Annotated in this window: 13 protein-coding genes; 9 read left to right on the forward strand and 4 right to left on the reverse strand. The window is 72.5% G+C overall.

Features of this window, described 5'->3' with window-relative positions:
* Window positions 1-15: 15 nt before the first annotated feature.
* Complete coding sequence (locus ACZ6ZR_RS02790; protein ID WP_465638679.1) at window positions 16-1,077, forward strand: branched-chain amino acid aminotransferase; 1,062 nt, start codon at window positions 16-18, stop codon at window positions 1,075-1,077.
* Window positions 1,078-1,135: 58 nt separating this feature from the next.
* On the opposite strand, the gene ACZ6ZR_RS02795 is transcribed toward ACZ6ZR_RS02790, so the two are convergent.
* Window positions 1,136-3,712 carry a GmrSD restriction endonuclease domain-containing protein gene (locus ACZ6ZR_RS02795; RefSeq protein WP_465638681.1) on the reverse strand — a complete coding sequence of 859 codons (2,577 nt, stop codon included), beginning with the start codon at window positions 3,710-3,712 and terminating at the stop codon, window positions 1,136-1,138.
* Window positions 3,713-4,040: 328 nt separating this feature from the next.
* On the opposite strand from ACZ6ZR_RS02795, the gene ACZ6ZR_RS02800 reads away from it, so the two are divergent.
* The 5 genes from ACZ6ZR_RS02800 to ACZ6ZR_RS02820 all read left to right on the forward strand — a co-directional run bounded on the left by ACZ6ZR_RS02800 (window position 4,041) and on the right by ACZ6ZR_RS02820 (window position 9,932).
* Entirely contained in the window at window positions 4,041-5,453 is a 1,413-nt protein-coding gene (locus tag ACZ6ZR_RS02800; RefSeq protein ID WP_465638683.1) for a family 2B encapsulin nanocompartment shell protein, read from the forward strand.
* Between the two features lie 94 nt (window positions 5,454-5,547).
* A complete protein-coding gene (locus ACZ6ZR_RS02805; RefSeq protein WP_465638685.1) occupies window positions 5,548-7,809 on the forward strand; it encodes a terpene synthase family protein in 2,262 nt (753 codons plus the stop codon).
* Between the two features lie 166 nt (window positions 7,810-7,975).
* Window positions 7,976-8,713 carry a hypothetical protein gene (locus ACZ6ZR_RS02810; protein ID WP_465638687.1) on the forward strand — a complete coding sequence of 246 codons (738 nt, stop codon included), beginning with the start codon at window positions 7,976-7,978 and terminating at the stop codon, window positions 8,711-8,713.
* Between the two features lie 75 nt (window positions 8,714-8,788).
* A complete protein-coding gene (locus ACZ6ZR_RS02815) occupies window positions 8,789-9,553 on the forward strand; it encodes a bestrophin-like domain (RefSeq protein ID WP_465638689.1) in 765 nt (254 codons plus the stop codon).
* A 109-nt stretch (window positions 9,554-9,662) separates the two neighbouring features.
* Window positions 9,663-9,932, forward strand: a complete 270-nt coding sequence (locus ACZ6ZR_RS02820) for a metal-sensitive transcriptional regulator (protein WP_345281257.1) — start codon at window positions 9,663-9,665, stop codon at window positions 9,930-9,932.
* A gap of 308 nt (window positions 9,933-10,240) precedes the next feature.
* Here ACZ6ZR_RS02820 and ACZ6ZR_RS02825 read toward each other — a convergent pair whose 3' ends face one another.
* Complete coding sequence (locus ACZ6ZR_RS02825; RefSeq protein WP_465638691.1) at window positions 10,241-10,402, reverse strand: hypothetical protein; 162 nt, start codon at window positions 10,400-10,402, stop codon at window positions 10,241-10,243.
* A 243-nt stretch (window positions 10,403-10,645) separates the two neighbouring features.
* Complete coding sequence (locus ACZ6ZR_RS02830) at window positions 10,646-12,703, reverse strand: glycosyl hydrolase family 18 protein (RefSeq protein WP_465638692.1); 2,058 nt, start codon at window positions 12,701-12,703, stop codon at window positions 10,646-10,648.
* 387 nt (window positions 12,704-13,090) lie between these two features.
* Between ACZ6ZR_RS02830 and cbiE the strand changes: the two genes are divergently transcribed.
* Genes cbiE through ACZ6ZR_RS02845 form a run of 3 tightly spaced genes read left to right on the forward strand, consistent with a single transcriptional unit; the run spans window position 13,091 to window position 16,301 of the window.
* Window positions 13,091-14,353 (forward strand): precorrin-6y C5,15-methyltransferase (decarboxylating) subunit CbiE, encoded by a 1,263-nt coding sequence (gene cbiE, locus ACZ6ZR_RS02835; RefSeq protein ID WP_465638694.1) that lies wholly within the window; start codon window positions 13,091-13,093, stop codon window positions 14,351-14,353.
* Window positions 14,350-15,105 (forward strand): precorrin-4 C(11)-methyltransferase, encoded by a 756-nt coding sequence (gene cobM, locus ACZ6ZR_RS02840; RefSeq protein ID WP_465638696.1) that lies wholly within the window; start codon window positions 14,350-14,352, stop codon window positions 15,103-15,105. Before cbiE ends, cobM begins: the two co-directional genes overlap by 4 nt.
* 26 nt (window positions 15,106-15,131) lie before the next feature.
* Window positions 15,132-16,301, forward strand: coding sequence for a HEAT repeat domain-containing protein (locus ACZ6ZR_RS02845; RefSeq protein ID WP_465638698.1), 1,170 nt, complete (start codon window positions 15,132-15,134; stop codon window positions 16,299-16,301).
* A 42-nt stretch (window positions 16,302-16,343) separates the two neighbouring features.
* Here ACZ6ZR_RS02845 and ACZ6ZR_RS02850 read toward each other — a convergent pair whose 3' ends face one another.
* A complete protein-coding gene (locus tag ACZ6ZR_RS02850) occupies window positions 16,344-17,483 on the reverse strand; it encodes a cobalt-precorrin-5B (C(1))-methyltransferase (RefSeq protein WP_465638700.1) in 1,140 nt (379 codons plus the stop codon).
* Window positions 17,484-17,486: the final 3 nt, after the last annotated feature.

The following is a 17,486-nucleotide window of genomic DNA, read 5'->3' on the forward strand; positions in this document are numbered from 1 at the left end:
TCCGAGGAGACCACCATGACCACCACCGTCGAGCCCGCCGCCCAGGTCATCACCAACCCCGGCCACGGCGAGTCCTTCACCGCGCACATGATCTCGATGGACTGGAACGAGCGGGACGGCTGGTCCGCCCCGCTGCTCGGCCCGCTGGAGAACCTCTCCATCCACCCCGCGATGATCGGCCTGCACTACGGCCAGGTCGCCTTCGAGGGCCTCAAGGCCCACCGCCGGGCCGACGGCACCGTGGGGACCTGGCGCTCCCGCGACCACGCGCTCCGCTTCCAGCGCTCCTGCGCCCGGCTCGCGATCCCCGAGCTCCCGGTCGAGACCTTCGTCTCGGTCATCGACCAGCTGATCGAGGCCGACCAGGGCCAGCTCTCCGACGACCCCGCGCACAGCATCTACATCCGCCCGATGATCTTCGGCACGGACACCTCGCTGATGCTCCGTCCGTCCCGCACCTACCGCTTCCTGCTGATGGCCTTCGTGGCCGGCGGCTTCTTCGGCGACAACACCTCGACCGTCTCGGTGCACGTCAGCCACGACTACGTCCGCGCCTTCCCCGGCGGCACCGGCAACGTGAAGATCGCCGGCAACTACGCGCCCTCCTTCGTGGCCCAGCGCGAGGCCGAGGCGCTCGGCTGCCAGCAGGTGGTCTGGCTGGACGCGCTGGAGCGCAGGTACATCGAGGAGATGGGCGGGATGAACATGTTCCTGGTCCGCGGCACCGGCCCCGACGCCCAGGTGATCACCCCTCAGCTCACCGGCACCCTCCTCCCCGGCGTCACCCGCAACTCCCTGCTCGCCCTCGCCGAACGGCTCGGCTACCGCACCGGCGAGGAGCGCATCACCCTCGACCAGTGGCGCCGCGAGTGCGCCGACGGCACCGTCACCGAGGTCTTCGCCTGCGGCACCGCCGCCGTCGTCACCCCGGTCGGCCTGGTCCGCGACCGCGACGGCGACTGGACCATCGGCGACGGCACCACCGGCCCCGTCACCCACGCCCTCCGCACCGCCCTCACCGACCTCCACCACGGCCTCGCCGCCGACCCGAACGGCTGGCTCCACATCGGCGGCTGACCCCGACGACGGCCACGGGCCGCCTCCCCCTGAGCTGTGGGAGGCGGCCCGCCGCCGGTCAGTCCGCGTACGCCGCCGAGCGGTGCACCTCGGTGGCGAACCACTCCAGCACCTCCCGGACGGCCCCGGCCTGCTCGGCCAGCACCGCGATCGGGAACGAGGGACGCAGGTCCAGCTTCACTTCGGGGAGCCGGATTCCGTCGACGGAGTTCAACCTGCGCATCAGCTCGCGCCGGAGTTCGGTCTCGTCGAAGGGCGGCCGGGTCCTCAGGTACTGGAAGACCACCTCGACCGTCCCGTAGACGGGGTAGACCGCGATCGGCCAGATGGTGTGGCTCTTGCGCGCACTGAGCTGGACCGTCGGGAAGCAACTGGTCTCCGCCGCCGCACCGTACGCCAGCCGGCACGAGGGGGACAGACCGGTCCAGAAGTCCAGCGTGGCCAGGACCCCTTCGGCCACCTCGGGCTGACTCTCCCTCAGCAGCGCCGAGAACCCGGCCGCCCGCCTCGCGGTCTCACCGTCCGCCTCCGCGGGGTCCGGGTCCGCCCCGGCCACCATGAGCTCCTGCCCCAGCAGGCCCGCCAGCTCCTCGGCATCGAGCCGGGAGTCCCGGTCCGCCCGGCCGTGGCCGTCGAAACGCAGGCCCTCCCGCTCCAGCAGCTCCTTCGGGTCGCCCTGGTCCTCACCGACCCAGGTGAACCCCTCCGCCACTCGCCCCTGCGAGTTCAACACCCGGTAGGCGTGCGGCAGCTGACCGTTCTTCCGCAGGTACTCGCCTACTTGGATCGGCGCCCGGCCGATCAACGCGCCGAGTGCACCGTAGGTGGTCCAGGCCCCTGCCGGGATCTCCGGCAGCACCGCCCGGAGGTTCTCCCATCCGGGCCACTCGGCAGCCGTGACGGAGGCCCGCGGTTCCCTGACCGGCCCCGGCCAGAGCCGTACCGCCCGCTCGGCCAGCCGCACCGAACGGCCCCGGATCTGCTCCGCCCCCCACTGCTCGGCCTCGGCGATCTCGGTGTTCATGCTGAGCTTGCTGCCGTCGAGGATCTCCTGCTTCCGCCGGAACGGGTGGTTGGAGAGCCGGCTGTTCTCCCCGGTCAGCGTCAGGTTGCCCAAGGTGTGTACCAGCAGCTCGTGCAGCTCCTCGGGGGTCTCCCCGTCCGACGCCTCGCCGGCCAGCTGCTCGAGCCACGCCTTGGGCGGATTCTGCGGCAGTACGTGCTCGATGGTCAGCGGGGACTTCACGAAGTCCACCACCTCCTTCCCGCCGTAGCTCTCCTCCAGGCTGCGCAGGACGAACAGCCGCTGCTGCGGCCGGCCGGCCGTGTAGAACGGCATCCGTCCCACAGCCTCGGCCAGCTCCTCGTCGGTCGGCCAGCCCCTGGCCACCGTCCGACGGGCCGACAGGTAGCGCCGTACGGCCTGGTCCACCGGGACGCCGCGCTCCAACTCCCTGGGCGCCTCCATGAAGAAGCGGTTCAGGCCGGTGGTGGAGAACTGCGTCAGCAAGCGGCGGACCAGGTAGCTCTCCACGTACCGGAGCGCCTCGGCCGCCTCGCCGGCCGTACTCGTTCCGGCGTCCACCGCCTCCAGGAGCAGCAGGGCCAGCGGGTAGTGCACCTGCCCGCCCCACCGACCCAGCCGCTCCAGGGCCGACCGCAGCGCCCCGTCGGATTCGCGGTGCGGCTCCAGGATGCGCATCAGCCTCCCGCCACGGTCGGCCAGCACCTCGACCTCGCGCCGCAGGGCGGCCTCGTCGCCTTCCAGGGGTTGGAGCCGCCGCTGCTGGTCCCGGTACACGTCGGTCTGCTTGGCCCGGCTGTCGCCGCGTACCACGAGGTCCAACCAGACCAGCAGGTCGAGGTTCTTCGGCCCCAACTGCTGCTGCATCGGCAGCCAGTGCTGCTGGTACACCTGCTCGCCCTGCTTGGGCAGAAGCATGAAGACGTAGTTCCGCAGGAGATCGCTCTGGCTGAGCCCGACCCCGGTGTTGTTGATGGACTCGAAGATCCGGAACACGTTGTCCCGCGCGTCGGCGGTGATCTCGACGATGGAGAGCAGACCGCCCAGCGTGGTCGTCAGCGCCTCGGTCCATCCCTGGCTCCGGCCCTCCGCACCGCGTGCGATCTCGCCGCGGAAGAACCGGTAGGCGGCACCGACGTTCCCCGCGCCACCCGCCTGGCTGCTGCCGCCCACACAGGCGATGAACTCCTGGCGGTCGGCCTGGGTCGGCAGCAGCCGGTAGTGCTCGTCACCGTCCAGGTACCTGTTGACCAGGTACTGGTCCTCGATCTTGTCCGCCGCCTTCGCCGAGCCGTCGCCGCCGACCTCGCGGAGGTGGTCCCGCAGCGCCGCGAAGGCCAGCATCAGGGTGGTGAGCCGCTGCTGACCGTCCACCACGAGCCAGCGTTGGAGACCGGCGGCGGCCAGCTGGCCCGGGGCGAGCACCACCGACCCCAGGAAGTGCGAGACCGGCTGCTCCCCCTCTTCCTGGGCCTCGACCAGGTCCTGGATGTCCTGCCACAGCCGGGCCAGCTCCGCCCCCGTCCAGCTGTAGGTCCGCTGGTACAGCGGCACCTGGAACTGCTTCTCTCCCTGCACCAGCTTGATGAAGGTGACCTCTTGGGCCTGCATCGTCGTCTCCGCGTCCTGTCCTGCCGGTGGTCATTCGCACCGGAACGTTAGCGATCACCGTGGACGCTCCGCCATCCGTTCGGACACGCTCTTGAGCAGATCGGGGCGGTGCGTGACCGGAGCAGCTCGGGGATTCACTCGTTCGGGGGAGTGGACGGACACTCTCCGGTCCGTCCGGGTGATGTGGATCTAGGGTCGTCAGAGGTCGGGGAGGGGGCGGGCCGGAGGATCGGCAGTCGGCTCCAAGCCCGGTGTTATTCACATACTTTGACGGCCTGTCAGCGATGGCAGGGCGACCGCCGAGCACTACTGAAGGAGAACCCGGCAGATGTCCGTGGACGCAGGCCTGGAGAACACTCAGGCACCGGAGAAGCAGCTCAGCCTCGGTACCGCCGCCGCTCGCAATCTCGCCACCACGACCAAGTCCGCCCCGCAGATGCAGGAGATCACCTCCCGCTGGCTGCTCAAGGTGCTCCCCTGGGTCCAGACCTCGGGCGGCGCGTACCGGGTCAACCGCCGCCTGACCTACACCGTCGGTGACGGCCGGATCGACTTCGTGAAGACCGGCTCGGAGGTGCGGGTGATCCCGGGCGAGCTCGGCGAGCTCGCCCTGCTGCGCGGCTTCGAGGACCAGGACGTGCTGATCGCGCTGGCCGACCGCTGCGTGCAGCGCGAGTTCCGCGCCGGCGAGGTGCTGGCCGAGCTCGGCGAGCCCATCGACCAGCTGCACCTGCTGGCGCACGGCAAGGTGAACCGGGCCGGCCTGGACGCCTACGACGCGCCCACCCAGCTCGGCGTGCTGGCCGACGGTTCACGCTTCGGCGAGCAGGCGCTGACCGAGTCCGACGCGCTCTGGGACTACACCGTCACCGCCGCCACCAACGGCACGCTGCTCACCCTGAGCCGCTCCGACTTCCAGGCGGTGCTCGGCCAGTCCCCCGAACTCCAGGCCCACCTCGACGAGTTCCTCACCCTCCCGCAGCAGCGGCAGAACGAGCTGGGCGAGGCGGAGATCGCCCTCTCGGCCGGCCACTGGGGCGAGGTCGAGCTGCCCGGCACCTTCGTGGACTACGACCTCAAGCCGCGCGAGTACGAGCTGAGCGTGGCCCAGACCGTGCTGCGGGTGCACACCCGGGTCGCCGACCTCTACAACCAGCCGATGAACCAGACGGAGCAGCAGCTCCGGCTGACCATCGAGGCGCTGAAGGAGCGTCAGGAGCACGAACTCATCAACAACCCGGAGTTCGGCCTGCTCCACAACGCCGACTTCAAGCAGCGCATCCAGGCCCAGACCGGCGCCCCGACCCCGGACGACCTGGACGAGCTGCTCTCGATGCGCCGGGACACCCACTTCCTGCTGGCCCACCCGCGCACCATCGCCGCGATCGGCCGCGAGTTCAACTCCCGTGGCCTGTACCCGGACCACGTCGACCTGCACGGCTCCAAGGTGCCGGCCTGGCGCGGCGTGCCGATCCTGCCGGTCAACAAGATCCCGGTCAGCAAGGACCGCACCAGCTCGATCATCGCGCTGCGCCTCGGCGAGGCCGAGCAGGGCGTGATCGGCCTGCACCAGACCGGCATCCCGGACGAGTACCAGCCGAGCCTGTCGGTCCGCTTCATGGGCATCGACGAGAAGGCCATCATCAACTACCTGGTCACCGCCTACTACTCCGCCGCCGTGCTGGTCCCGGACGCCCTCGGCGTCCTGGAGAACGTCCAGATCGCGAACGGCCGCGACTGACACTCCGCGTGACTGACCCTCAGTGAGCGCAGTGCTGGGCGGGCCGGAATCCTCCGGTCCGCCCAGCACCGTATCCCCGAAAGGCTTGGCACCGATGGCGGCGCAACCCTTCCGACTGCCGGACTTCTACATGCCGTACCCCGCCAGGCTCAATCCCCACCTGGAGAGCGCCCGGACGCACTCCAAGGCCTGGGCCCGCGAGATGGTGATGATCGAGGGCTCCGGGATCTGGGACGAGGACGACTTCGACCGGCACGACTACGCGCTGCTCTGCGCGTACACCCACCCCGACTGCGACGCCGAGGAGTTGGGGCTGATCACCGACTGGTACGTCTGGGTCTTCTTCTTCGACGACCACTTCCTGGACATCTTCAAGCGGACCCTGGACATGGCGGGCGGCAAGGCCTACCTCGACCGGCTGGCCGCCTTCATGCCGCTGGACGACTCCCAGGGCTACCCCGAGCCGACCAACGCGGTGGAGGCCGGGCTGGCCGACCTCTGGGCGCGCTCCGTCCCGGCCATGTCGGCCGACTGGAGGAAACGGTTCGCCGTTGCCACCGAGGAGCTGCTGAACGAGTCGATGTGGGAGCTCTCCAACATGGAGAAGGGCCGCGTCTCCAACCCGATCGAGTACATCGCGATGCGCCGCAAGGTCGGCGGTGCCCCCTGGTCGGCCGGGCTGGTCGAGCACGCGGCCGGCGCCGAGGTGCCCGCGGAGATCGCCGCCACCCGGCCCATGGAGGTGCTCCGGGACACCTTCTCGGACGCGGTGCACCTGCGCAACGACCTCTTCTCGTACCAGCGCGAAGTCCAGGACGAGGGCGAACTCTCCAACGGCGTCCTGGTGTTGGAGACCTTCCTGAACTGCTCCACCCAGGAGGCGGCCGACCGCCTGAACGACCTGCTGACCTCCCGGCTCCAGCAGTTCGAACACACCGCGCTGACCGAGGTGCCGGCCCTGCTGCTCGACCGCGGGCTGGACGCGCGGGCCGCCGCGGACGTCCTCGCCTACACCAAGGGCCTCCAGGACTGGCAGTCCGGCGGCCACGAGTGGCACATGCGGTCCAGCCGCTACATGAACGAGGAGGCCGACCTCGGCCCCGGACTCGCGGTACTGGGCGGCCCGGTCGGCCTCGGGACCTCGGCCGCCCGGCTCTTCACCTCGGTGGCCAGGACCATGCCGGCCCGGCAGCGGAGCTTCTCCTACGCTCCCTTCCAGCAGGTCGGTGCCACCGAACTCCCGGAGTTCCGGATGCCGTTCGGCAACGGCCTCAGTCCCCACCTGCAGCGTTCCCGGGAGAACACCGTCGCCTGGGCGCACCGGATGGGCCTGCTCGGCGAACTGCCCAAGGTGCCCGGCAGCGGGCTGTGGACCGAGGCCGACCTGCGCGGCTTCGACTTCCCGCTCTGCTCGGCAGGCATCCAGCCGCACGCCTCCGCCGACGAGTTGGACATCAACGCGGCGTGGCTGACCTGGGGCACCTGGACGGACGACTACTACCCCCTGGTCTTCGGCCGCAGCCACGACCTGGCCGGGGCGAAGCTGCTGCACCAGCGGCTGTTGGAGCTGATGCCGATCGAGGGCGAGCCGTCCGTGGTGCCGGCGCACCCGGCCGAGACCGCACTCGACGATCTCTGGCGACGCACCGCCGGGCCGCTCGGACCGGAGGAACGGCGTGACTTCCGGGCGGCCGTGGAGGTGATGCTGGAGAGCTGGCTCTGGGAGTTGGTCAACCAGATCCAGAACCACGTGCCGGACCCGGTGGACTACCTGGAGATGCGGCGGCACACCTTCGGATCCGACCTCACCAAGAGTCTGATGCGGACCGGCCGGGGTCACACGATCCCTCCCGAGGTGCTCCGGGCCTCACCGCTGCTGGAGCTCGAGGCGGCGGCCTTCGACTACGCGACGCTGATGAACGACCTCTTCTCGTACCAGAAGGAGGCGCAGTTCGAGGGCGAGCTGCACAACGCCGTGGTGGTGGTGCAGAACTTCCTGGACTGCGACCGGGAGCAGGCGATCGCCATCGTGCACGACCTGAACACCGAGCGGATGCGGCAGTTCGAGCACCTGAGCACCGTCGAACTCCCGGCGCTCTGCGACCAGTTGAAGCTGCCGCAGGAGGCCAGGAAGGCCCTGGACGGCTACGTCCAGGAGCTCCGGCACTGGATGTACGGCATCCTGCACTGGCACCGGGAGTGCCGGCGCTACGACGAGCCGTCGCTGCTGCGTCGCTTCGCGCCGCCCGCCGCCCCCAGCGCTCCCGAGGTCACCCCGGTCCGGTCGGTGCCGGGTGCCCCGACCGGCCTGGGCACCTCGGCCGCCCGGGTGCTGGAGCTGTTGGGCAGGAGCTGACACCGCCTCTCCTGCGGAGGGGTCCGGGTGGGTATCACCTGGACCCCTCCATCGGCGTTCCCGCCATTGGTTCGTGGTCAGACTTTCTGACCATACGTTAGCCCTTTCGAGGTATTCAGTGGCCAACCGGAGAACCTGTCCGCCAGGTCGCTCGGTGATCTTCCACGTGAGCGACTCTTCCCCTACCGCACCCCGCAGTCGGCTGCTCCGACGGGCCGCCACCGTGCTGGGCGCGACCGCGCTCTGCTTCACCCTGGCGGGAGCCGCCCCGGGCGCCTCCCGCGGCGGGGACCCGCACGACAACGGCCTGCACCTGGGCTGGTGCCACTGGGTCGCGGTCGGCCTCGCCCCCGTCGAGGTGGAGGTCGGCTTCGAGTACGAGTTCGGCACCGGGAACGGCAAGGGCCACGACCACGATCACCACCACCCGTGCCCCAAGCCGACCCCGAAGCCCAGCCCCACCCCGACTCCGAAGCCGACCCCGAGCCCCAAGCCGACCCCCACCCCGACACCGACACCCACACCGACACCCACTCCCCCGCCACCGCCACCGCCTCCACCGCCGCCGGCCCCGAAGCCCAGCCCGACACCGCCGCCGCCCTCGCCCAAGGCCACGCCGAAGCCGAGCCCGTCCCGCGCGGTGGTGCCACCGCCGGTGATCCCCCCGCCGCCACTGCCGCCGCCCGTCACCACCCCGCCGCCGCCTCCTCCTCCGCCACCACCGGCCCCCCGGCCCTCGGTGACGTTCCGCAAGCCCGTCGTGGTGCCGGTGGCCAAGCCCCCGGAGCGGAACAGCATGCCGACCACCCGGACGGTGCTGCTGGTCACCGTCCCGGCCGTGCTGGCGGCCGGTGCCCTGCGCCCGCGCGGCGGCGGCAGTGGCGGCCGAGGCCGCCGCTCCTGACCCACCGTCACCCCACAACCCCCCGACCGTCCCCAACCGGGACAGCCGTCCCGGTCACCGAAGTGGAGTTCCCTCATGTCCGAGTGGGTGGCCCTCGTCATCGCCATGGCCGCGGTCTGCGCCGTGGTGCTGGCCGTCGTGGTCCTGCGACAACGGCGGGTCGGTGAGGACGACGACCCGTCCGAGACACCGGACGTCATCGAGTACATGACGATGATGATCGGCGTGGTCTACGCGATCGTGCTCGGCCTGGCGATCGCGGGCGTCTGGGAGGCCCGCGGCTCCGCCCAGGCCGACGCGCTGCGCGAGGCGCAGGCCCTGCACGAGGTCAGTGCCCGGGCCGAGGTGCTGCCCGCCGCCGACCGCGACAAGGTGCGTGCCGAGGTGGAGGCCTACGTCTCCTACATCGTGGACACCGAGTGGTCCTACATGGAGAAGCACGAGAGCCTCTCCCCCGAGGGCACCGAGAAGCTGGCCCAGCTGCGCCGCACCGTCACCGAGCGCACCCCGCAGACCGAGCTGGAGAACCAGGCCTACCAGCCGATGGTGGACCGGATCGCCACCGCCGACGAGGCCCGCAACTCCCGGGGCCAGAACGCCGGCCCGACCATGCCGGGGGTGGTCTGGTTCGGGCTGGTGGCGGGTGCGGTGGTGACCGTCGGCCTGCTCTTCACCCTCCAGATCCGGCGCTCCGGACGGGAGTTGTTCCTGGCCGCCGCGTTCAGTGCGCTGATCGCCTTCCTGCTCTTCCTGATCTGGGACTTCGACAACCCCTTCGGCCGGGGCCTGTCCGTCACCGCGCAGCCCTTCCTCGACCTCTTCCCGGGGATCGGCGACTGACTCACCTTCCACCGCGACGCCCGTCCACCCCCGTCCGGGTGGGCGGGCGTCCGCCATACCCACTGGGGTATCCTGGGCGGCCCACACCCCCGTACGGAGGAGGAGCCCGGTGAAGGTGGAAGAAGAGGCCCAGGCGGCCGTCCTGAACCGGCTGCGCCGCGCCCAGGGCCAGCTCTCCGGCGTCATCGCGATGATCGAGGCCGGCCGCGACTGCAAGGACGTGGTCACCCAACTCGCCGCCGTCTCCCGCGCCCTGGACCGGGCCGGCTTCAAGATCGTGGCCAGCGGCATGCGCCAGTGCCTCAACGGCGAGTCCGAGGACGGCTCCCAGCCCCTGACCGAGGCCGAACTCGAGAAGCTCTTCCTCACCCTGGCCTGACCGTCGTCCTCCGCCCCCTGCTAGCATCCGCCGATTCGAACGACGGACCTGGCAGGGGCGGGAGAGCACGTGCACGAGGACGACGCGGCAGCGGTATCGTCGAAGGGCGCCCGGCGCCGGCGGACGGCCCTCGCGGCCGTGGCCGCCGCGGGCCTGATCGGGCTGACGGCCGCCCTCCTGCTCCCCGACCCCGACAGTACCGGGCCAGCCGCCGAGCCAGGCTCCACCGGAGCACCGTCCGCCCCGGCACCGTCCGTCCCGCCCCCCAGCACCTCATCCCCGGTGGAGACGCCGCCTGCCGCGCCGCCTCAGAGCCCGAGCCCGACGGCCGCTCCGCCCAGTTCGGCTGAAGCCCCGTCACCGGTCGCCACGGAGACCACCTTCACCCCGCCCGCCAGGCCCACCGCGACGGCGAAGCGCACCGCGACTCCGACCCCCACCGCCGGTGCCGGGTCCCGCCCGTCCCACACCGCGGCTCCGCTTCCACCGCCCACCCCGGAGGGCACCCGACCCGCGAACTGCCCGCCCGGCCAGCTCCCCACCTGGAACGGCTGCATGCCCCTGGGGCCCGTCCAGACCTTCCCCTTCGAGCACCTCCTCCCCTCCCCGCCGCCGCCGTTCGTCCCGACGACCCAGAAGCCCTGATCCACGCGAAGGGCCCGGCCCTCGGCTGGCTGCCGAGGACCGGGCCCGGTGGATCACCCGATGACGGGTCAGGCGATGGAGAAGTCGTCGCCGTAGACGCTGCCCTGGCCGTACCAGCCGTGCAGGTAGACGGTGACGGTGCCGTTGGCGCCGGTGGTGAAGGGGACGGTGAGCTTGGTCCAGGCGGACGAGCCGGGGGTCCAGGTGGAGGCGGTGGCGCCGCCGCTGACGCCGATGTAGGAGTAGGTGCCCTGGACCCAGCCGGTGAGCGTGTACTTGGTGTTGGGAGCCAGGGTGACGGTCTGCGAGCACTGGCCGGTCTGCGCGCCGGTGGCCGCGGCCTGGAGCGCGTACGAGCCGGTGTGCGCCGGGGTGGAGACCACCGCGCCGCCGGGCTGGCAGCTCCACGGGGCCAGGCTGCCGGTCTCCAGGCCGCCGTTGACCAGGCCGGCCGGGGCGGTGCCGGTGACCGTCAGGGTGTAGGTGGCGGTGTGGCTGCCGGAGGCGCCGGTGGCCTTGACGGTCAGCAGGTAGCTGCCCGGCACGGTGGCGGCGGTGGTGGCGACCGACAGCGTCGCACCCGAACCGGCGTTCACCGTACCGGGGTTGACGGTGGCGGTGACCCCGGCCGGGGCGCCGGTGACGGTCAGCGCCAGGCTCTGCGCGGAGCCGGAGGTCACCGCCGTGGAGAGCGCGGCCGTGGTGGACGAGCCCGCCTGCACCGAGCCCGCCGCCGGGCTGAGCGCCAGCGAGAAGTCGTTGCCGGGCTGACCACCCGTCACCGTCAGGGTGTAGGTGGCGGTGTGGGTGCCGGAGGCGCCGGTACCGGTGACGGTCAGCGGGTACGTCCCGGGGGCGGTGGCCGCCGTGGTGGAGACCGAGAGCGTGGCGCTGCCGCCGGCCGTGACCGAGGACGGGCTGACGCTCGCGGTGACCCCGGCCGGGGCACCGGCCACGGTCAGCGCGACGCTCTGCGCGGAGCCGGAGGTGACGGTGGTGGCGATGCCCGCCGTGGTGGCCGCGCCGGCCTGGACCGAACCGGCGGCCGGGGAGGCGGTCACCGAGAAGTCGTTGGCCGGGGTGGTGCCGCCGCTGGTGTAGGGCGCGAAGATCCGGGTGAAGTCCCAGGTGCCCTGGCTGATGCCGGAGCAGCTGTCCGAGCCCGCCGTGCCGGGGCAGCCGCCGTTGTCACGCTGGAGCGCCCAGAAGGAGAGCGTGTTGACACCCTTGGAGAGCGCCCAGTTGTAGACCTCGGTGGCGTTGGCCACGGTGAAGGTCTCGGCCGGGCCGAAGTCGTCGATGCCGAGCATCTCGATGATGCCGATCGACGCCCAGAGCTGGGCCGGGGTCTTGGCCGGGTAGAGCGAGGCCAGCTGGTTGTACAGGCCGGTGGTCGCGGTCTTGGTGTCCGCGGCCATGTCGTGCGCGGCGTTGTCGTAGTAGTCGAAGGTCATCTGGTTGACGACGTCGATCCGGGCGTTGTTGCTGACCGCGTTCTTCAGCACCTTGAGCCCGCTGGCCGCCAGACCGCTGGTGGTGGTCGGCAGGGTGTAGGAGAACTGGATCGAGCGGCCGTTGGCGGCGGCCCAGTCCTGGACCAGCTTGATCGCCTTGTTGCGGCGGTCGATGCCGGCCGTGTTGGTCAGCGAGTTGTCCTCGATGTCGAGGTCGATCCGGCTGACGTCGTAGGTGGTGATCACCGACTCGAAGGCGGCAGCGATCTGGTTGACGTCGGTGCAGCTGTCGGCCAGCTCGGTGCCGGTGTTGTCGGCCGTGTAGCCGCCGAAGGACGGGATGACGTCGCCGCCGTTGGCGCGGATGGTGGCGATGTCGGCCCCGAACACGGACTGCGAGACCGGCATCGCGGTGTCGCCGTTCCACAGCGGGGTGCAGGACCCCTTGGTGGCGGTCTGCAGGAACGCCATCGTGAGGTGCTTGGCGCCGGACTGCGCGGCCAGGGTGGCCGGGCTCTGCCCGGTCCAGGCCTCGAAGTAGGGGGCGAAGACCCGGGCCGGCAGTGGGGTCGCGGCCTGGGCGGTGGTGGTGCCGGCCGTCATCAGACCGGCCGAGGCGGCCAGGGTGGCGAAGGCGGCCATCAGGGCACGGAGTGGTCTACCTGGGCGCATGGGGGTTCTCCAGCAGACGTGTGGTCATCGGAAAGGGAGGCGGGACGGCGGTGCAGGGAGGCACGCGGTCACCGTTGCGATCTGGGGGCGTCCGGGAAAAAGGGCAGGGCAGTACGCGCCCGCCGCCCGGATCTGACACCCCCACAGTGCGTCCCGGTCGGATGGACATCGCCAATAGTTGGACTAGACCAGTTGTCCGTCAAGGGCCCTGATGGCCCGTCAGGCAATCCTTTACCGTCCCTTGGGACGCGACCTCGGAACTCTCCCCCGGACCCTCCGCGTCTCCGCCCCGCCACCTCGCCCGAGACACCGGGTGGGCCCCGGGTAGGCTGCCGGGTGCCCGGCCGATCATGGCGCGCCGGCTTCCGAAGCCCCGAGGAGCACCCGTTGAGCACCCCACCGCCGCCCGGGCCGCCGCTCCCCGGGCCGCCCGTCGCGGTGGTCGGGATCGGGGCCGACGGCTGGGACGGCCTCGCCGCGGCCGCCCGCACCGCCCTCACCGAGGCCCGCACCGTCCTCGGCGGCCCGCGCCAACTCGCGCTCCTCCCCGCCTCGGTGACCGCCGAGCGGATCGCCTGGCCGTCCCCGCTGCGCCCCGCCGTCCCGGCCCTGCTGGCCGAGCACGCCCCCGGCGGGCTGGCCGTCCTGGCCAGCGGCGACCCGATGTACTACGGCATCGGCCGCACCCTGGCCGAACTCGCCGGACCCGAGCGCCTCGCCGTGCACCCGCACCCCTCCTCGCTCTCCCTCGCCTGCGCCCGGCTCGGCTGGCCGCTGGAGTCCACCGAGGTGGTCAGCCTGGTCGGCCGGCCGCTCGACTCGCTCACCCTCGCGCTCCACCCCGGCCGCCGCGTCCTGGTCCTCAGCGCCGACGCCACCACCCCGGCCGCCGTCGCCGCCCTGCTCACCGAGCGCGGCTTCGGCGCCAGCCGCCTGCGCGTCCTGGAGCAGCTCGGCGGCCCGTCCGAGCACCACCTCGACGGCACCGCCGCCGCCTGGCCGCACCCGGCCGGCGACCCGCTGAACGTGATCGCCGTCGACTGCGCCCCCGACGGCCCCCGCGCCACCCTCACCCCCGGCCTGCCCGACGACTCCTTCGAGACCGACGGCCAGCTGACCAAGCGTCACGTCCGCGCCGTCACCCTGGCCACCCTGGCCCCCGCGCCCGGCGAGCTGCTCTGGGACGTCGGCGGCGGCTCCGGCTCGATCGCGATCGAGTGGCTGCGCGCCCACCGCGACTGCCGGGCCGTCAGCGTCGAGCGCGACCCGGTCCGTTCGGGGCGGATCACCCGCAACGCCGCCGCCCTCGGCGTCCCCCGCCTCCAGGTGGTCACCGGCCCCGCCCCGGCCGCCCTCGCCGGGCTCCCCACCCCCGACGCGGTCTTCGTCGGCGGCGGCCTCACCGCGCCCGGCCTGCTGGACGCCTGCTGGGCCGCGCTCGCCCCCGGCGGCCGGCTGGTCGCCAACACCGTCACCCTCGAATCCGAGGCCCTGCTCACCGAGTGGTACCGCCGCCACGGCGGCGAACTGCTCAAGCTCGCCGTCGCGCACGCCGTCCCGGTCGGCGGCTTCACCGGCTGGCGCCAGGCCATGCCCGTCACCCAGTGGTCGGTCGTCAAGCCCGCCCTCGGAGAGGAATCCCCTTCATGACCGTCCACTTCATCGGCGCGGGCCCCGGCGCCGCCGACCTGATCACCCTCCGCGGCCAGCGCCTGCTCGCCGCCAGCCCGGTCTGCCTCTACGCGGGCAGCCTCGTCCCGCGCGAGCTGCTCGCCGAGTGCCCGCCCGACGCCCGCCTGGTCGACACCGCCGGCCTCGACCTGGACCAGATCACCGCCGAGCTGGTCCGCGCCCACGAGGCCGGCCAGGACGTGGCCCGCCTGCACTCCGGCGACCCGTCCGTCTTCTCCGCCGTCGCCGAGCAGATGCGGCGCCTGGACGCGGCCGGCGTCCCGTACGAGGTGGTCCCCGGCGTCCCCGCCTTCGCCGCCGCGGCCGCCGCCCTCAAGCGCGAGCTCACCGTCCCGACGGTCGGTCAGACCGTCATCCTCACCCGGGTCGCCCGCCAGGCCACCCCCATGCCCGAGGGCGAGGACCTCGCCACCCTCGGCCGCAGCGGCGCCCTGCTCGTCCTCCACCTGGCCACCCGCTACGTCGACTCCGTGGTCGAGGAGCTCCTCCCCCACTACGGCCCCGACTGCCCCGCCGCCGTGGTCGCCATGGCCAGCCGCCCCGACGAACTCGTCCTGCGCGGCACCCTCTCCACCATCGCCGCCCAGACCAAGGAGGCCGGCCTCCTGCGCACCGCCGTCATCCTGGTCGGCCGCACCCTCGGCGCCGAACAGTTCCGCGACAGCCACCTCTACTCCACCGACCGCGACCGCACCCACACCTGCGACTGACGCACCGTCCGATCCTGGAGAGCCCCGTGCCCGACCTCCTCACCGCGATCGCCGCCTTCGACGCCCCGGCCGTCGAGGAGGCGCTGCAGTCCGGCGCCGATCCGCTCGCCCCCGGGCCCGACGGCACCACGCCGGTGCGGCTCGCCGTGGAGTCGGGCTCGCCGCTGCTGGTCTCCGCGGTGCTCGGCTGGGACGCCCGCCGGCGGCTCACGCCGGAGCAGCGCGACGAGCTGCTGGCCGTCGCCCGGAGCTGGTACCGGCGGGACGTGGCCGGGCTCGTTGCGTTCGGCTGGGTCGAGGACGAGGAGGGCTCACGGGTCCAGCAGCTCGTCCTCGACGGCAGGACCGTCCGGGCCGGGCACGGGGCCGTGCTGACCTGGCTGGAGGAGCAGTTCGGCATCCGCACGCCGCCCGGGGAGCTGGTCGACCGGGCGGTCCGTCACACGGAGCGGGACCACCCCGACCGGACGAGCGCGTGCGGTGTGCTGAGCCGGCGTCAGGGCCCGGAGGCCTGGGCGGACCTGGTGGCGCTCCGCCACCACCCCGACCCCGCCCGACGGGGGGTCGTCGCCGAGTCCCTGGGCTACCGGGCGACCGTCGACGACCTCGACGACCCGTCGATGCTCGCGGCCTGGGCACGTGAGGAGAGCGACTCCACCGTGCTCGCCTCGGTCCTGTTCGCCTACGCGCAGACGGAGCACCCCGACCACTCCGCGATCGGCCTCCGGTACGCCGGACACCCGGACCCGGACATCCGCCTCCAGGTGCCCGACCTGCTGGCGGCCGATGCTCCGGCGGCCGTCGCCGCGCTGCTCGCCCTGGCCGGCGACTCCAACTGGAAGGTGCGCAACGCCACCGCGTACCGGCTCCTGCCGGAGCGCGCACCGGAGTTCTGGGAACCCCTGCTGACGCTGCTGCACGACCCGGTCCTCCGCGTCCGGCTCTCCGCCGCGTGGGCCCTCTCCCACAGCAAGGACCCCCGTCCCGAGATCAACGACCTCCTCTGGTCCCTGCTGGACGAGCCCGACCAAGAGCTCCGCGAGAGCGGCGGCTACGGCCTCGCCATGCGCGACGACGACCGGGCCGTCGAGGCCTACCGCCGCCTCGGCCCGTACTCCGAGGCCGACGGCGGCTGGAACCCCCGGCTGGAACACCTCCGCTGGTGGACGGAGCAGCGCGAGAACCCCCGGCCCTGACGCCGGATCAGGCCGTGATCAGGCCGTGCCCCAGGACGTGACTCAGGCCGTGCCGACGATGGTGCCCGCGCGGTCGATGCAGATGACGTCGACCTCGATCGGGGCGCCGGCCAGGACGTCTAGGGCGGTGCGGCGGGCCCGGGAGGCGACCAGGTCGCCGAGCGGGACGCCGGCGGCGGTGCACAACTGCACCGCTTCCAGGCCGGTGTTGGCCTCCGCCACCGCCGTGACCAGATCGGGCGTGGCCCCGCCCTGACGGGCCAGCTCCGCGAGGAAGGACTTGTCGACCTGGGAGCGGCCGGAGTGCAGGTCGAGGTGGCCGGCCGCGAGCTTGGAGAGCTTGGCGAAGCCGCCGGCGATGGTGAGGCGCGGGACGGGGTGGCGCTTGAGGTACTTGAGGACGGCCCCGGCGAAGTCGCCCATGTCGAGCAGCGCGTCCTCGGGCAGGCCGTGCACCGCCACGGCCACCTTCTCGGAGGTGGAGCCGGTGCACCCGGCCACGTGGGTGCGGCCGGCCGCCCGGGCGACGTCCACGCCGCGCCGGATGGAGTCGATCCAGGCCGAGCAGGAGTACGGCACCACGATGCCCGTCGTCCCCAGGATGGAGAGTCCGCCGAGGATGCCGAGCCGCGGGTTCCAGGTGGAGCGGGCGATCTCCTCGCCGTGGTCGACGGAGATCTCCACCACCACGTCACCGCTGCCCCCGTACCGGGCGGCCACCTCGGCGACGTGATCGCGCATCAGCTGACGCGGCACCGGATTGATCGCGGGCTCCCCCGGCGGGATCGGCAGCCCCGCCTTGGTGACCGTCCCGACCCCGGGCCCGGCCTCGAAGACCACGCCGCTGCCGGGCGCGCCGTGCCGCACGGTGGAGCGGATCAGCGCCCCGTGAGTGACGTCCGGGTCGTCGCCCGCGTCCTTCACCACCCCGGCCATCGCCGACCGACCCGGCGTCAGCAGTTCCGCCGCCAGCGCGAAGGCGGGCCGCTGGCCCTTCGGCAGGGTGACGGTCACCGGGTCGGGGAACGAGCCGGTGAGCAGCGCGGTGTACGCCGCGGTGGTGGCGGCCGTCGCGCAGGCGCCGGTGGTCCAGCCGTGTCGCAGTCCGCTGCTCTTCAGCTGCGCCTCCCGGCCGCCCTTCGCCGCCGCCGCGTCGCCGCTGCCACTACGCTCACCAGTCACGCA

The organism is Kitasatospora sp. NPDC088742, from assembly GCF_055584905.1.

Excerpts from the sequence above, each read along its gene's own strand:
- ACZ6ZR_RS02790 (WP_465638679.1), top strand. The coding sequence starts at position 16 with ATGACCACCACCGTCGAGCCCGCCGCCCAGGTCATCACCAACCCCGGC.
- ACZ6ZR_RS02795 (WP_465638681.1), bottom strand. The coding sequence starts at position 3,712 with ATGCAGGCCCAAGAGGTCACCTTCATCAAGCTGGTGCAGGGAGAGAAG.
- ACZ6ZR_RS02800 (WP_465638683.1), top strand. The coding sequence starts at position 4,041 with ATGTCCGTGGACGCAGGCCTGGAGAACACTCAGGCACCGGAGAAGCAG.
- ACZ6ZR_RS02805 (WP_465638685.1), top strand. The coding sequence starts at position 5,548 with ATGGCGGCGCAACCCTTCCGACTGCCGGACTTCTACATGCCGTACCCC.
- ACZ6ZR_RS02815 (WP_465638689.1), top strand. The coding sequence starts at position 8,789 with ATGTCCGAGTGGGTGGCCCTCGTCATCGCCATGGCCGCGGTCTGCGCC.
- ACZ6ZR_RS02830 (WP_465638692.1), bottom strand. The coding sequence starts at position 12,703 with ATGCGCCCAGGTAGACCACTCCGTGCCCTGATGGCCGCCTTCGCCACC.
- cobM (WP_465638696.1), top strand. The coding sequence starts at position 14,350 with ATGACCGTCCACTTCATCGGCGCGGGCCCCGGCGCCGCCGACCTGATC.